This window comes from Halanaerobium saccharolyticum, assembly GCF_003259895.1.
Classification (GTDB): domain Bacteria; phylum Bacillota; class Halanaerobiia; order Halanaerobiales; family Halanaerobiaceae; genus Halanaerobium; species Halanaerobium saccharolyticum_A.
Window position 1 is genome coordinate 44,610 of record NZ_QLME01000007.1, and the last position, 17,104, is coordinate 61,713.

The 17,104-nt window shown below is 34.6% G+C and carries 11 protein-coding genes, 1 riboswitch and 1 other annotated feature; of the genes, 3 read left to right on the forward strand and 8 right to left on the reverse strand.

Annotated features, from left to right (window positions below; all coding sequences use genetic code 11):
- Positions 1 to 5: 5 nt before the first annotated feature.
- The 6 genes from ribD to C7958_RS06475 form a co-directional block, all read right to left on the reverse strand.
- On the reverse strand, positions 6 to 1,148 hold the full coding sequence (ribD, locus tag C7958_RS06450; protein WP_111571856.1) for a bifunctional diaminohydroxyphosphoribosylaminopyrimidine deaminase/5-amino-6-(5-phosphoribosylamino)uracil reductase RibD: 1,143 nt from the start codon (positions 1,146 to 1,148) through the stop codon (positions 6 to 8).
- A gap of 209 nt (positions 1,149 to 1,357) precedes the next feature.
- A riboswitch (FMN riboswitch) is annotated at positions 1,358 to 1,474 on the reverse strand.
- A 109-nt stretch (positions 1,475 to 1,583) separates the two neighbouring features.
- Positions 1,584 to 2,870: a hypothetical protein gene (locus tag C7958_RS06455; protein WP_111571857.1), complete on the reverse strand. Its 1,287-nt coding sequence runs from the start codon at positions 2,868 to 2,870 to the stop codon at positions 1,584 to 1,586.
- Positions 2,871 to 2,889: 19 nt separating this feature from the next.
- A complete protein-coding gene (locus C7958_RS06460; RefSeq protein WP_111571858.1) occupies positions 2,890 to 4,773 on the reverse strand; it encodes an LTA synthase family protein in 1,884 nt (627 codons plus the stop codon).
- Positions 4,774 to 4,910: 137 nt separating this feature from the next.
- Complete coding sequence (locus C7958_RS06465) at positions 4,911 to 5,381, reverse strand: GNAT family N-acetyltransferase (RefSeq protein WP_111571859.1); 471 nt, start codon at positions 5,379 to 5,381, stop codon at positions 4,911 to 4,913.
- Between the two features lie 18 nt (positions 5,382 to 5,399).
- Entirely contained in the window at positions 5,400 to 7,154 is a 1,755-nt protein-coding gene (ilvB, locus tag C7958_RS06470; protein ID WP_111571860.1) for a biosynthetic-type acetolactate synthase large subunit, read from the reverse strand.
- Between the two features lie 112 nt (positions 7,155 to 7,266).
- Positions 7,267 to 7,523 (reverse strand) — a binding site (T-box leader).
- 136 nt (positions 7,524 to 7,659) lie between these two features.
- Entirely contained in the window at positions 7,660 to 9,300 is a 1,641-nt protein-coding gene (locus tag C7958_RS06475) for an NAD+ synthase (protein WP_111571861.1), read from the reverse strand.
- 332 nt (positions 9,301 to 9,632) lie between these two features.
- Here C7958_RS06475 and glnA point away from each other — a divergent pair, with 332 nt between their 5' ends.
- The 3 genes from glnA (at position 9,633) to C7958_RS06490 (ending at position 12,992) form a co-directional block, all read left to right on the forward strand.
- Positions 9,633 to 10,967 (forward strand): type I glutamate--ammonia ligase, encoded by a 1,335-nt coding sequence (gene glnA / locus C7958_RS06480; RefSeq protein WP_111571934.1) that lies wholly within the window; start codon positions 9,633 to 9,635, stop codon positions 10,965 to 10,967.
- 306 nt (positions 10,968 to 11,273) lie between these two features.
- Positions 11,274 to 12,614, forward strand: a complete 1,341-nt coding sequence (locus C7958_RS06485) for an ammonium transporter (RefSeq protein WP_111571862.1) — start codon at positions 11,274 to 11,276, stop codon at positions 12,612 to 12,614.
- A 39-nt stretch (positions 12,615 to 12,653) separates the two neighbouring features.
- Positions 12,654 to 12,992, forward strand: a complete 339-nt coding sequence (locus C7958_RS06490; protein WP_111571863.1) for a P-II family nitrogen regulator — start codon at positions 12,654 to 12,656, stop codon at positions 12,990 to 12,992.
- Positions 12,993 to 13,194: 202 nt separating this feature from the next.
- On the opposite strand, the gene C7958_RS06495 is transcribed toward C7958_RS06490, so the two are convergent.
- Together C7958_RS06495 and abc-f are read right to left on the reverse strand one after the other, a co-directional pair.
- Positions 13,195 to 15,093 carry an HD domain-containing phosphohydrolase gene (locus tag C7958_RS06495; protein WP_111571864.1) on the reverse strand — a complete coding sequence of 633 codons (1,899 nt, stop codon included), beginning with the start codon at positions 15,091 to 15,093 and terminating at the stop codon, positions 13,195 to 13,197.
- Positions 15,094 to 15,143: 50 nt separating this feature from the next.
- A complete protein-coding gene (gene abc-f, locus C7958_RS06500) occupies positions 15,144 to 17,081 on the reverse strand; it encodes a ribosomal protection-like ABC-F family protein (protein WP_111571935.1) in 1,938 nt (645 codons plus the stop codon).
- Positions 17,082 to 17,104 lie beyond the last annotated feature (23 nt).

The following is a 17,104-nucleotide window of genomic DNA, read 5'->3' on the forward strand; positions in this document are numbered from 1 at the left end:
CCTTATTAATTTCGTTCAGGCTCCGCAATTAATAATATATTATCGCCAAGATTTTTCTGTTCAATTATTCTTAAGTCAACTGAATCTGACATTAATTCCGGTCCACTACCACAAAAAGAGGCTATTCCATCACTACCTCCATAAATTTTAGGCGCAATAAAATAATAAAATTTGTCAATTAAATCTTCTTTTAAAAAAGTATGACTTAATTTTGCTCCTCCTTCTATTAATATACTGCTTATATTCTTATTGTGTAGTTTTTTTAGTATTTTATTTATCTCAAAATAATTATCACTGCCGCTGTCACAACTCATAATTTCTACCTTTTCTTTTTTTAATAACTTTTCTTTTTTCTTCAAAGAAGCTGCTGCAGCTGCAGGAGGAAAATCAATGGAAGTAATAATCAGAGTATTGGCTTTAGAATCCTGATTTATTATTTTTGCATCCAGCGGAATTTCCAGTAAAGGATCCAGAATAATACGCAGAGGATCAATCCCCTCTTTTTCTTCCAGTCTGGCTGTTAAAGATGGATCGTCAGCCAGAACAGTTCCAATTCCAACCATGATTGCATCAACCCGGTGACGAAGTTTATGACCTTCCAGTCTGGCTGCAGTATTGGTAATCCATTTAGAATCACCACTTTTGCTGGCAATATAACCATCAAGAGTTTGAGCTTTCTTTAAATAAATAAAAGGATAATCGCTCTCAATATATTTCAGAAATATCTCATTTAAAGCCTGTGCTTCTTCTTTAAAAAGTCCTATTTCAACCTTTATCCCAGCTTCTCTAAGCATTTCAATTCCTCTTCCAGCTACTTCAGGATTAGGATCAACCATTGCCACTACAGCTCGTTTAATTCCGGAATCAATTAATTTTTGAGCACAGGGAGGTGTTTTACCATAATGACTGCAGGGTTCTAAAGTTATATAGATATCTGCACCAGGGCCCTCTTTTCCTGCTTCCTCCAGCGCAAATACTTCTGCATGTGGTCCCCCATATTGCTGATGATATCCCTCGCCAATAATTTCTCCATCTTTGACAACAACTGCTCCAACCATTGGATTGGGAGAAGTTCTACCCTCACCCTGCTGAGCTAGATACAAAGCTCTTGCCATAAATTTTTGATCAGCCATAGTAAAATTCTCCATCTTTTGCCTCCCCAGTGTTTTAATTTTATTAATTAAGAATATTATTAGTAGTAATCTTTGCTTTTAAATTTATTTAAAAATATATGGAAAAAGAAAAAGTCCCTCCAAAATTGGAAGGACTTTAATAATTAAAGATTATAATATATCTCACTAATCAAATTATTTTGTAGTTAAAAAATAACAACAAAACAAATTAGATTAATAAATATATAACCTAACTCCCTTCCAGACTTTACTGTCGGTTCTGCATTTCATCAGATCAATCCAAAATGGACTTGTGGACTATTACCACCGGTAGGGAATTGCACCCATCCTCGTTAGTTTTATTAAATTTTCTATTTATATTTTAGCATCTTAAATCAAACTTGTAAAGTTATTTTTATCAAAATTAATCTTTAAGCTTTAAGCTTCCTCTATTTTCAAATAAAATCTGATTTATTCAAAATTCAAATCATCAATGTCTCCCCAGAATTCAAGTTCGTAATATCCCTGCTCATCCTGTCTTAATCTTTGATTTAAAACAAGCTGCAAAAATGAATTAAATTGTTCTGCAGTAGCGGTCTGGGGCTGATATCTTAAAGTACCAGTACTGATATATGGTATTTCCTCACTATAATTATATTCTGCTTCAAGTTCAGCTCTAACTAAAGAAGAATCAAGACTTGACTGACTGTTACCACTGGGATAACTGTAATCCTGCTGATAACTAAAATTATCAATTGATAGCTCAAAGTTACTATCTGCCGCCAGAATACCAAAAGTATTTTGATTTAACTGCTGGCTTAAAGTTTCTGCCAGTAAAAGCTCAAAACTGCTGAGATTTAAATTAAAATCAAGCTGGTTGGCCTGAAAAGCCTCCTCTTTTCTTACTAAATCAAGACTACCCTTGAAGTCAAACTGATTAAAGTTGAGTTTTTGAAAATAAGAATTAGCTTCAAACTCAAGCTCCTCAGCAGCCAAAAGAAAATCATAATCTCCCTGCAGCTGGGTAAATGATATTTTTTCATTTTGCTGATTATAATTTAAACCTGATTCTAAATTAAAAATAACCTTTAAAAGATCACCACTTAAATTAAATTCTTCAATATTTAATTGTTGGTTTTTCTGATTATAATTTGCTCTCATAATAAAATTATTGAAAGTAGATAATCGATTCCAATTTTTATTATTCAAACCATAACTTCGATAATAAGGAAAATCATATTTTACTTCAGCAGCCTTTAAAACTAAATTATGATTATCTTCCAGTAAAAGATGTAAGTCATCAACTGAGTTTATCTCTGAAAGAACTTCTCCAGGAAGATTTCCCTGATAATTAATTTCGGTATCAGTTAAATTCAGCTGATAATTGTCCTGTAAATTAGAATAATTTATCTGTTCTACTGTACTGACAAAGTTCTTATCCAGCTGAAAGTTCTGCTGACGAATATAATTTAAAATTTGCTGCCAGCTAAGATTTATTTCTGCCAGATTAACTATTAGGTTAAAACTATCAGCTCTGACTAAATTTAAATTTTGCAGACTCATTTCCTGTAATAAAGGATTTGTTTCAACCTCAACAAAACGAAGCTGATAATTATTATTTTCTGCCATTTCAGCAATTTCAGCCTCAATATCCTCAGATATTCTCTGCCCATAATAATAATTCAGACTAAAAATTATTGCTGCAGCTAAAACCATTATTAAAATGTAGATTGAGGCTTTTTTCAAAAATTTTTTCATCCTGTGGCCTCCCTTTTCATTAATTTTCTTCTTCAGAAATATTCTTTTTCATAATCTCCTGCATATAGTTAATTACATTAAGCATTCTTTCTTTTTCTGTCTCTGGTAAAGAAACTTCTTCCGTATTTTCATTTTTTAAAGCAACCCGCCTAAATTCACTTTCTTTTTCTGGCCCTTTAGGCATTCGCAAAAACAAATTATTATGATAAAGAATTTGAGGTATCTCATGCAAAAAGAGAACCGGATTTTCTGTTTCTTTTAAGAGTGATACTCCTAAAAAACCTTCCGGTTTTTCCCTGTCTCCCATTATATCCAGGATTGTTGTTGCAATATCAGCATGAGTTCCAGTTTTGTGAATAGTCTCTGCTTCAAGTTCCGGATGAAAAAGCATCATAGTAATATTTTCAGGCTCTTTTGTATTTGTATTGCCTTTCATATAAAAGTTATTACCAGAGTTATAACTTTCTTTTTTTATATCAGAACTATGATCTGCATAAAATACAAAGAGGGTATCCTCATATAATCCTCTTTCTTTTAGACCAGCAAAAAAGTTTTTTAGAGACTGATCTGTAAAGTAAACAGAATTTAAATAATCTTTTACAATTGTCGGATTTAAATCAGAAAATTCTTCCTGTCCATATTCTTCTGGATAAAAATCAAAAGGAGTATGGCTGGTCACTGTAATATAAAAAGCAAAAAATGGTTCTTCACTCTGCTCCAAATATTGAAATGACTGATCAAAAAAATCATAATCATTGATACCCAGATAGCTTTCTTTACCAATCTCAGCATTTTCTATACTAAAATCTTCTCTGGAATAAAAGTGATCAAATCCCATTTCTGAATACCCTTTATTTCTATAAAAGAAGTCGCCATCATTTCCGTGAAAAGCCAGAATTTGATAATCTCTCTTCTTTAATACTTTTACTAAAGAATTAAACTCTGTCATGTCATTTGTTTTAAATACATAATTTTTATTTATAGGATATAAAGAAGTTAAAAATGAAAATTCAGCATCAAAACTACCGTTAACATGCTGGGCATATATATTATCAAAATAAAGCGAATGTTGTTTTATTTTGTTTAAGAATGGAGTAACCGGCTGACCATTATGCTGAAAATCGATTATTTTTTCATCAAATGATTCCAGCTGAATCACAATAATATTTTTTATATTTTCTATCTCATATTCCTGACTCAACTCTTCTTCTCCAACAATTTCTTCTTCACTGGCCTGTTTAATGTTTTCTGGTTCTTTGGTCTGCATACTAATAAATTCGGCTATATAAAGTGGTATTATCCCATAAACACTTACAAAAGCAGGAGTGCTGTGCTCGTATAATTTAAGAAAACCATTAACTGCATAAAGATTACTTATATGATAAATATGTGCTCCCAACAGTACAATTATCAAAAGCAGTATAATTAAAACTTTTTTTCTGTAATTCCGATTATTAGAAATAGACTTTGTTTCTTTACTAAAATCACCGTTAAAAAATATCAAATAAACTAAAACTGGCAATTCAAAAATAAAAAGCAGATCAATCCAGCCAATAAGCTGTCTAAATAAAACTTTAAATGGTCGTATCCCCTGGCCCATTGTCATATCTGCAATACTTAAATAATTACCAAAATACCTATTATACCAGTAATTAGCAAAAAAGAATGTTGTAAATATTAAGTAGAAGAAAAAAACTTGATATAATTTTTTTTTGCTTTTCAATAACAAGTTTAAACTGAGCAGAAAAATTAAAATAACCACTATATTTTTAATTAATAATGTATATATTGAAATAGTTTGAAATATATACCAGTAAAAGTAATTGTATTTTAACAAAAATCCTAAAAGCAGCAAGAAAAATATTGATTTTTCCTTTTTGCTTAAATCACTAAAATATTTCAACTTCATCATCCTCCAGCAAAATCATCTTTTATTCTCTACTTTAATATTATGCTTTTTTTAGCAGTGATGCAATATTATAAGAGAATTATTTTTTGAAGTTTTTGTGATAAAGGATTTAGAAGTTTAAAACAGCTGGTTTAGGTTAACATATCCTGATAGATACTATCTTCACTATCTTCAATCACCTGAGCCTTACAAACTTTTTTATAATACTCGACAGGGCCAGCTCCACCAATAAAAGCATAGGCATAACCACTTTCTCTTAGAGCTGCCAATGATCTGAGTAATAAAACCGTACCAAGACCATTACCCCTGGCTTCTTTACAGACTCCAGTTGGACCAAAAAAACCTTTAGCAGTTGTATCATAACAGGCAAAACCTAAAATTTTATCTTCCTGATAAGCAATAAAGATAGTTAAAGGAGATTTTGCAAAAGCAACATCTGCCTCAGAACTCCAGGCTCTTTCAAAATGCTTTTCAATCCAGTCTAAAACTCTTGCTTTTTCTGGAGGAATCGCTCGTTTAATTTTAATTCCTTTTTCCTCTAATTCACTTTCTTTTTGCTGCCAATCAGGTAAATCATATAATTTAACCAGCATATCCGGCATTTAATTTTACCTCCCAGTTTATTTTTTATTATCTTTTCTCAAAATCATTTCTTCCAGACTGCCACCTGCCGAAACCATAGGAAATACATTTTCTTCTTCCTCAATCATAAAATTGAGCAGATAACTTCCCTCTGCCTGAATTGCATTCTTGAGAGCAGTTTTAATCTCGCTGCGCTCTGTTACTGTCTCTCCCTTAATCCCATAACCTTTTGCAACCTGAATAAAATCAGGAATCATCTCCGGACAATCATCATTTGGAGCTGAACAATGGGGAGGGCAGTCACTCTGACGGCGGAGGCAGGTAGCAGAATATCGCTTATCATAAAATAATTCCTGCCACTGGCGCACCATTCCCAGATATTGATTATTAAAAAGTATTATTTTAACTGAAATATGATTTTTTGCTGCAGTTGCAAGTTCCTGAATATTCATCTGAAAACTACCATCACCAACCAGGGCAAAGACATCTCGATCAGGATTTGCCAGTTTAGCACCAATCGCAGCAGGAAATCCATAACCCATCGTCCCCAGACCACCGGAGCTAATAAATGTTCTCGGTTTTGAATACTTATAATATTGAGCTGCCCACATCTGATGCTGTCCTACTCCAGCTGTAATTATCGCTTTTCCTGCAGTTAGTTCATATAGATTTTCAATAATCTCGGACGGCAGTAATTTATCTGCCTTTTCGGGATCAGCCGATTGATCAATATTTTTCCATTCTTTGATCTTTTTAATCCAGGCCGGACGTTTAACTTCTTTTATTTTTGGCAGCAGTTCTTTTAAAGCTAGTTTAACATCGGCGGTAATTGGGACTTTAGTCTCTACAATTTTTCCAATCTCTGCCGGATCTATATCAATATGAATTACCTCAGCTTCAACTGCAAATTCCTCAATTTTTCCGGTCACTCTGTCATCAAAACGGGCTCCCAGAGCAATTATCAAATCAGAATTTGTGATTGCCAGATTGGCCTCTGTAGTCCCGTGCATCCCCAGCATCCCCAGGGAAAGATAGTTATTTTCATCAAAAATACCAATTCCATTTAAGGTGGTAGTTACAGGAATCTCTGCTTTCTGAGCCAGCTCATAAATTTCCTGATCTGCACCCGAAATTATGGTGCCTCCCCCTGCATAAATTACCGGTTTATTAGCCTGATTAATTAATTCAGCTGCCCTTTTTAGCTGCAGTTTATTAGCCTGATAGGTAGGACTATAGCCAGGTAGATCTACCTGCTCCGGATAGTAAAATTCAGCTTTATCCTTTAGAATATTTGAAGGAATATCAACAAGTACCGGTCCTGGTCGCCCAGTAGAAGCAATATGAAACGCTTCTTTAATTATCCGGGAGAGATCTTCAATATCATTAACAATATAATTGTTTTTAGTTATAGGCATTGTAATTCCTTTTATATCAGCCTCCTGAAAACCATCTGTTCCAATCATAGTATTTGGAACCTGACCGGTAAAAGCAACAAGGGGAACTGAATCCATACTTGCCGTGGCCAGAGCAGTTACCATATTTGCTGCTCCCGGTCCTGAAGTTGCAATACAAACCCCGGTCTTTCCACTGGAACGAGCATAACCATCAGCAGCATGAACTCCACCCTGCTCATGATGGGGCATAATATGTCTAATTTTCGAATCATAAAGTTCATCATAAATATCAATAACTTTAGCTCCTATATATCCAAATACTGTATCAACACCTTCTGCTTCCAGTGATTTAACAAAAATTTTAGCTCCTGTTATTTCATTATTTTGATTCCTACTCATCCTACTCACTCCTTTTAAATGAAATAAATGTAGACACTTACTTAAAAATCATCAATAAAGTTTAGCCTTTAAAAAGAAAAAAACTCTCATCTTAACTAATAGCTAAACTATTAATCAGGACGAGAGTTCTCTCACGCGGTACCACCCAACTTGCTGTTTAAACAGCCTCTTAAAGTACTGATTTCTTTAAAAAATCAATACCATTGCACTTGATAACGGATGCATTTTAAATTATTATGCCGGCAGTACCTATTTTAATTCAGAACCGCAGTTTAAGGGCTACAAAAATATTTTTTAGATCTCGGTTCTCAGCTGATCCGATTCTCTGTAATCGATTAAAAATATCTTACTCCCTCTCATAACTTTTATTTTATTTATTTTTTATATTATATATTATTTTTTGAAAATTGTCAAGAATCTAGCAATATAACACAATCCAGCTGATCATTTTAAGCCAAACTCTTAAAAGACTAAATTACCAGCAGTAAAATTAGCTTTTATGAATTCAGTCAGAGTTGAATTTTGCAGCAATTGGCATTCTTCTCCCCATCCCAAATGCTTTAGAAGTAACTTTAAGACCGGGGGCTGCCTGACGTCTTTTATACTCATTTCCATCCACCAGTCGAATAACTTCTTTTACTGTTTGCGAATCAAAACCTGATTCTATTATTTCGGAAGCAGAGTAACCTTCTTCAATATAATAATAAAGTATTTGATCTAAAATTTCGTATGGAGGCAGACTATCTTCATCTTTTTGTTCAGGCCGCAGTTCTGCTGAAGGAGCTTTATTGATAATACTGGCAGGTATTATTTCTCCTCTGCTGTTGATATATTCTGCCAGCTGATAAACCATTGTTTTAGGAACATCAGAAATAATGCTTAAACCACCACTCATATCTCCATATAAAGTACAGTAACCAACTGCCAGCTCACTTTTGTTTCCAGGACTGAGAACAAGATGTCCAAATTTGTTAGAAAAAGCCATCAGGATATCGCCTCTAATCCTGGCCTGAATATTTTCTTCTGCGACTCCAGCTTCTGTACCCTGAAAGTCATCTTTTAACACACTCAGATATGAATTATTAATCTTGGAAATAGATATTTCTTTTAATTCAATCCCCAGATTCTTAGCTAATTCTTTTGAATCTTCAACACTGCCAGCAGAAGAATATGGACCGGGCATAGTAACAGCCAGTACATTCTCTTTCCCCAGAGCTTCTTTTGCCAGACAGCAGCTAACTGAAGAGTCAATTCCTCCAGAAAGACCAATTACTGCCTTTTTAAATCCGCATTTATCAAGGTAATCTCTAATTCCAAGCACCAGAGCCTGATAAAGTCCCTTAATTTCTGGCAGGAACTTATATTCTTTACTGCTTTCTTTTTTTAAGTCCACAGTCTTAATATCTTCAGAAAAAGAAGCTAACTCCGCAATTATTTCTCCAGCCTTGTCAACTACCAGACTGCTGCCGTCAAAAATTAACTCATCATTACTACCAACCTGATTGACCATTATAAAAGGTAAATTATAATTTTGAACATGATTTTTTATTATCTTGTATCTTGTTTTATCTTTGCCAATACTAAATGGGGAGGCAGAAATATTGATTAAAACCTCAGCTTCCATTGCTGCCAGTTCCTCAATTGGATTACGAGCATATCTGTTCTGCTGCCAGCGTTCTTCTACATTCCACATATCCTCACAAATTGAAATACCCAGGGTTTTCCCTTTAAAATTAACAATCCCAATTTTTTCGGCAGAGTCAAAATAACGCGCTTCATCAAAAACATCATAGGTCGGTAAAAGTGATTTGTTTTGACAATAAATGATCTCCCCCTGATAAATTAAAACTGCAGAATTATATAAACCTCTACCATATTTTTTAGTAGTAGGCATTGGTGTCCCCAGCAAAATTCCAGCCTCTACTTTCCGGGACATCTTTTTAATCTCTGCCAGCGCTGATTTAATTTTTTTAATAAACCAGGGTTTCACCAGCAAATCACGAGGAGGATATCCTGTTAAAAACAGTTCAGAAAAAATTACTAAATCTGTCCCATTTTCCAACTTAGAAACAGTCTGCTGCAGCTTATTTAAGTTCCCTTCAATATCACCAATTATTGGATTTAATTGAGCTATTTTTATTTTCATAATTTATCACTCCTAAAAAATTATTGACTGAGTTCAATTTAAGGCAATTATATGCCATCTATCTCCAGAGTGTCAAATAGAAGCTCTATTTTTTAAAATTTATCACCCTATTATTAATTATTATATTACAAAAAAACAGATTAATAGTCTATTATATCTGTATACAGGTATTTAAAATACACTATTTTTATTTAATTATATAACTAATCATTGAAATAACAGGGCCCATAGGCTTTATTTTGTAATATAAAGCTCTATTGACGAAACTCAGAAAAGACACTATACTGAAATCAGAACTTGAAAATGAAAAATTATTAGGAGAGTGATTTATGATGTCAAAGTACAGCAAAGCAGATATTTTGAAGATGGCCGAAGAAAAGAATGTTAAGTTTATCAGAATGCAGTTCACTGATATTCTGGGAATAGTTAAAAATGTTGCAATTACAGCCAAACAGCTGGAAGATGCCCTGGATAACAAGATTATGTTTGATGGATCTTCAATTGATGGTTTTACCAGGATTCAGGAATCAGATATGTATTTAAGACCCGATTATGATACATTTACTATTTTTCCCTGGCGTCCAGAAGAAGGTGGAGCAGTTGCCCGCTTGATCTGTGATGTTTATATGCCTGATGGAACTCCTTTCTCTGGTGGGCCCCGTAATGTATTAAAAGAAGCTTTAAAAGAGGCTGAAGAAATGGGTTATGATATGAATGTTGGTCCTGAACCCGAATTTTTCCTTTTTCAGTTAGATGAAAATGGTGATGCTACAACTAAAACTCATGATGAAGGTGGCTATTTTGATTTAGGTCCAATTGATAAAGGAATTAACGCTCGCCGGAGTATTGTTCTGGCCTTAGAAGAAATGGATTTTGAAGTAGAAGCTTCCCACCACGAGGTAGCTCCAGGACAACATGAAATTGACTTTAAATATGCCCCAGCTTTAAAAACAGCTGATAATATAGCTACTTTTAAATTTGTGACCAAATCAATTGCTCACGAACATGGGCTGCATGCAACATTTATGCCTAAACCAATTTTTGGTGAAAACGGTTCTGGAATGCATGTCCACCAGTCACTATATAAAGATGGAGAAAATGCATTTTATGATGAAAATGATCGCCTTGGTTTAAGTAAAACTGCTTATCACTATATCGGCGGCTTACTAAAACATGCACAGGCAATTACAGCAATTACTAACCCTTCTGTTAATTCCTATAAACGACTGGTACCCGGTTATGAAGCTCCTGTTTATTTAGCCTGGTCAAGTGCCAACAGAAGTGCCTTAATTAGAATTCCAGCTGCCCGTGGTGCCGGTACAAGATTGGAATTAAGAAATCCTGATCCAACCGCTAACCCGTATCTGGCAATTGCAGTAATGCTCAAGGCAGGTCTGGATGGAATTAAAAATGAAATCGAACCACCTGCAGAAGTATTAGAAAATATTTATGAAATGTCAGCTGATAGAAAAGCAGAACTTGATATTGAAAGTCTACCTGCTAATATCAATGACGCCGTTAAATTGCTTTTAGAGGACGAAGTCATCACAGATGTTTTAGGTGAACATGTTTTAGAACACTTTGTTGCAGCTAAAAAAGTAGAATGGGATGATTACAGGACTCAGGTTAGTCAATGGGAATTAGATAAATATCTAACAACCTTTTAATAGCATTTACTCTAATTTAATAATTTAAATTAGATATTAAAAAGTTAGTATTTTTAAAAATAAAATATTAATTAATCATTGGAGAAAAAACTTCTTCTAAGAATTGAGAAGCTAGAAGCATTAACTCCCCTATAATTTGAAGCCTCCCAGTTTAATCCTGGGAGGCTAATGCTTTTAATATACTTTTTACTTCCTATTGAATTACTGTATACGGTTATATAAACTGTTAAAGCCTTGCTTTTTATGTAAGCTCTATATATAATTTACTCATAGTTAACACTTACCTAACACAAGGAGGAAATTATTATGAGTAGTAGAGTAACGAGAAGCAAGTTTATGCAAACAATTTTAATGACATTAACGCTGGTGGGGTTATTTAGCGGTCTGGCTCTGGCCCAGGATGGACAGGCAGCAGCCAATGCAGTCGCTATTGACACCATCTGGACTTTAATTGCAGCTTTTCTGGTCTTTTTTATGCAGGCTGGTTTTGCTATGGTTGAGGCCGGTTTTACCAGAGCCAAAAATGCGGGTAATATCATCATGAAAAACATGATGGATTTTGCCTCCGGTTCTTTAGTCTTCTGGGCTGTTGGATTTGCCTTTATGTTTGGCAGTGGCAACAGCTTTATTGGTTCAACCGGTTATTTTCTGCAGGATTCATTTGCCAATTTAGGACTTGATATTCCGATAGCAGCCTTTTTTATCTTCCAGACAGTTTTTGCAGCAACAGCAGCAACAATTGTTTCTGGAGCCATGGCCGAAAGAACTAATTTTTCCGGTTACTTAGCCTACAGTGTCGTAATTACTGCATTTATATATCCTGTTGTTGGACACTGGATCTGGGGTGGTGGCTGGTTAGCCGAAATGGGTATTGTCGATTTCGCCGGTTCTACTGTTGTTCACTCTGTTGGCGGCTGGGCTGCTCTAGCCGGTGCCATTGTTTTAGGACCCCGAATTGGTAAATATAATGAAGATGGAAGTGCCAATGCACTGCCCGGACACAACCTTTTAATGGCAGCACTTGGTGTTTTTATTCTCTGGTTTGGCTGGTTTGGATTTAACCCCGGTTCTACAGTAGCTGGTACTGATTTATCCATAGCTTCAATTGCTGTAACAACCAACCTGGCGGCAGCTGCAGGTGCAGTAATGGCTATGATAGTCAGCTGGATTAAATATGGTAAGGCAGATGTAAGTATGACTTTAAACGGTGCTTTAGCCGGTCTGGTAGGTATTACTGCTGGTACAGCAGCAGTTGGAAACTTATCAGCTGTTATAATTGGAGGTATTGCAGGGATTATAGTTATCTATGCGGTTGAATTTTTTGATAAACTGCAGATTGACGATCCTGTGGGTGCTGTTTCTGTGCACGGTGTTTGTGGAGCCTTTGGTACCATTGCAGTTGGATTTTTTGCAACAGAAGGCGGCCTTCTTTTTGGAGGCGGAGTTAGTTTATTAATTACTCAGATTATTGGTGTAGTAACTGTTTTCATCTGGGCCTTTGGACTTGGATTTGCCCTGTTTAAGGTAATCGATGCAGTTATCGGCCTCAGAGTCTCCGAAGAAGATGAGATTGAAGGTCTTGATTACTCAGAACATGGTGCTGATTCCTATCCAGATTTCATGATAAATGTGAAGGCTGAAAAGTAAATTTAATTCCAAAATCCAAAACAGAGGTGTTGAGATAAAATGAAAAAAATAGAAGCTATTATCAGACCGAATAAAGCTGATAATTTAATAGATAAACTCGAATCAATTGGAATTAGTGGTTTAAATATTACCGAAATTAAAGGTTATGGTTCTCAAAAAGGTCATTCCGAAACCTATAGAGGTGTAACTTATAGAATTAGACTTCGCAAAAAAATCAAGGTAGAAATAATTGTCGAATATACTGAGGTTGATAAGATTGTTGAAGCAATTAAAGAAGCAGTTCAAACTGGTGAGGTCGGAGATGGAAAAATATTTATTTCTGATGTAGAAAATGCAGTTAGAATTAGAACCGGTGAAGAAGGAACTGCAGCTCTTTAATTAAATCTGATAATATTATTAAACTATCACATAATAATATTATAATATAAGAAAACCCTGCCTGGTTGATTTTCCTTCTCTCGGCAGGGTTTTTTCTTTTTCTAATTTATTCTCAGTTCTTTATTTAGTTTGATTAATTGATATGATCTAAAATTAAATTAATTTTTTAAAGTTAGTACCTGCTAAATATTCAGCTAGATAATTAATCTGACATTAAATCTACAAATATATCTGCCAGTTCTGGATCAAACTGACTTCCTGCATTTTTTTTAATTTCTTTTAAGGCTTCTTTGCTGGATATTGCTTCCTTGTATATTTGATCTGTTGTCATTACATCATAGGCGTCAACTATTGCAATTATTCTTGAGAGCAGAGGTATCTCCTCTTCTTTTAATCCTCTCGGATAACCACCGCCATCCCATCTTTCATGATGGGATAAAACGTCTTCAGAAATATGAGAAAACTCCTCGGTAGCATTTAAAATTCTGTGACCAACCGCCGGATGAGTCTTAATTTCTTTCCATTCTGTCTCTGTTAAGCTTCCTTTTTTATTTAAGACCTTTTCGGGAATTACAGTTTTACCAATATCATGCAGCTTGGCAATCAATGTTAATTGATTAATTTCATTCTGACTTAGCCCAATCTTCTCTGCCAGCTTCACGGCCAGATCTGCCATTCGATTTGAATGACTTGAAGTTTCCTGACTTTTTTCACTGAGAGTTTTCAAAAGTGTGTTTAAGATATTACTTTTAATACTTCTACTTTCAGTTAGCTTATTTTTATACATCTGAGATTCTGCTTCATCCAGGATATCAAAAAAATCTTCAAAATAGTGGTTTTTGACCCCATATCCCAGGGCTGCAGAGAGCGGCAATTTACCACCATCTTCAAATTCTAAAAATGTATTGGAAATCTTTTTATTAATTCTTTTAACTACCTTTTTTACAGCTCCACTATCTGTTTCCGGCAATAAAATAACAAACTCATCACCACCCCAGCGTGCAATCAAATCATTATCCCGACAGCTCTCTTTTAAAATTCCGGCCATTTTCTGTAAAAGCTTATCTCCTTCATTATGGCCATAGGTATCATTTACCAGTTTGAGTCCATTTAGATCTGCCATGATCAATGCAACCGGGCGTTTAAGTTCCTGATTTAAGTTTTGAATTTTCTTTTCTAAATAAGAGCGATTATAAAGATCAGTTAAACTATCATGATAACTGGCATACTTAATTTTCTCTTCACTTTTAATTTTATCAGTTACATCACTCTGAATTGAAACAATTCCGGCTTCATTATTGGGAAGAGTTATTTTTCTTTCCTGAAGCCGGATAAATCTTTCCTCGCCACTGCTGTTTGAAGATGGCAGCTCATGAATCATCACTTCACCATTTAAAATTCTTTTAATATTCTCCCTTGCAGTTTCCTGATAATCTTCGGGAACTACTGTCTCAAAGACTGTATTTTTTAAAAGTTTTTCTCTGGAATAACCTGTGATTTCTTCCATAGCTTTATTGACTTTTAAAATCTTTCCCTGCCTGTCTTCTATCATTACTCCTACAGGTAAAATATCAATTAATTTCGAATAATACTTTCTTAAATTATTATTTAAATGATTCTGATAAAAAATTTCAAGATTATCTTCTATAATATCTTTAGTAAACTGCATCTGTTTTTTTACCGCTGATCCAAATTCTCGCTTTTGATTATCGTGAATACAGATTGACCCGAAAATTTCGCCAGTAGGCCAGAAAACTGGATAACCCAAATATGACTTAAGTCCCAATTTTAGTTCTGCAGCATCTTTCCATATTTGATTTTCAGCAGCATTATTTATTTCTAATTTTTTTTGATCTTCAACAACAGCCTGACAGTAGTGACCTGATAATATTAGCTTATCACACTCAGAAAAAGTCTTTTTTCCATTTTCACTAACTTTAATTATTTTCAAAAAAGGCTTATCATATTCTGTCACCAGGGCATCTTTGGCGCCCGCTTTTTCTACCAACAGTTCCAGAAGTTTCTGCCACTGTTTAGTAGTTTTTTCAGGAATTTTAATCTCTTTTGACTTCATTTCTAATCTTTCAATAATATCATCCATGGTTTTTACCTCACATATTTAAAGTCCGGGCCAATTCCTACACAATACTCTTAAACTATTTCTTCCCATTCCTGATATAAATCTTCCAATCTATTATTTTTAGATTCATATTCAGCCTTTAATTCCTGTAGAAGTTCAAACTTATCTATATTCTTTTCGGAAGTCATTGCTGCTTCTAAATCTGATAATTCACTTTCTAATTTTTCTATTTCAGCCTCAATTTCTTCCAGCCTTTTCTGTCTTCTCATTTCCCGACTCCGGGCCTCTTTTTGAGCCTCATAATCGAGTTTACCTTCACTTTTTTCTTCCTGCTTTTCTTTTTCTAACTGAGCTGAGATTTCTTTTTTCTTTTTTTCCTTATAATAACTGTAATCACCATAATATTTCTGCAGTTTTTGATCTTCTAATTCATAGATAATGTCCACAACTTTATCCAGAAAATAACGATCATGAGATACAATTAAGACTGTGCCCTGATATTCCTGCAGTGCTTCCTCCAGAACCTCACGTGATGGCAGATCCAGATGGTTTGTGGGTTCATCAAGAATTAAAAGATTATAATTACCACTCATCAGCTGCAGCAGCCTTAACCTGCTTTTTTCTCCCCCACTTAACTGTTTTACTTTTTTAAATACATCTTCTCCGGTAAATAAAAATGAGGCCAGCATATCTCTTGCCTTCGAATTAGTAACAGCAGTTTCTCGCTGGAGAGCAGTTATCAGATCATCTCCGGGATTAAAACCTTCAAATTCCTGACGGTAATATGCAGGATAAATATTAGTGCCAATTTTAACTCTACCCTGATCAGAACTTATTTCCCCCATAATAATTCTTAAAATTGTAGATTTACCAGTCCCGTTATCACCAATAATGGCCGCTTTGTCGCTCCGGTGCAGTTCAAAATTAACATCTTCAAAAAGCTTTAAGTCTTCAAAACTTTTACTTAAGCTCTCTACAAACAGAACATCATTTCCACCCCTGATATCAGTATCAAGTTCTAACTTCATCTTTCTGCCTTTAAGCTGAGGTTTTTCAATGCGGTCAATTCTTTCTAATCTTTTCTCCATTGCTTTTGCTCTTTTAAACATTTTTTCACTATCCCGGGAACGGCCCCAGATATACAGCTGTTCTATTGCATCTTCCAGTTCTTTAATTTTTTTCTGTTGATTTTTATATTCACGCAGCCGCTGCTGGTAACGCCTTTTACGTTCCTTCTGATAGTAGTTGTAATTACCGCTGTAATCTTCATTTTTTCCATTTTTGATTTCTACAATTCTTTCAATTGTATTATCCAGAAAATATCTATCATGGGAGATAATTAAAAGACTTCCCTGATATGAATTAAGATAATTTTCCAACCATTCTACAGATTTTAAATCAAGATGATTTGTAGGTTCATCTAAAAGAAGTAAATCCGGCTCCATTAAAAGCAGTTTAGAAAGACCAACTCTTGTTTTTTCGCCACCACTTAACTGGTCTAAAGTTTTTTCGTTTATTTCTGTCTCGTCAAAACCCATGCCGGCAGCTACCTGGCGAATCTTACTCTGATATTCATAACCTACCCCTTTTTCAAATTTTTGCTGGAGAGCACTATATTCGCGCATAGTCTTCTGCAGATCATCCGAATGAGCTTTAGAATCCTCAGCTCGTTCTCCATGATGGGCAATTTTTTGTTCCAGACGCTGCATCTCTTTAATCTGCTTTTTAACATTTTCAAATACTTTTTCTAATTCCTGGTAGATTGTTAGCTCAGATTTGAAATCAGGTAACTGATCTAAATACCCTACCTCAATATCGTTTCTAACTGAAACTGTACCTTCAGAGAAATGTTCCTGACCGGTGATAATCCTGAAGATTGTTGTTTTACCTGAGCCATTCGGTCCGATTAAAGCAACTGCTTCTCCCTGATTTACATTTAAAGAAAAATCTTTGAGAATGGTCTCAATTCCATATTCTTTTTTGAGATTATTAATATTTAAAATAGCCATTTTTAAATCACACATTTCTTTAT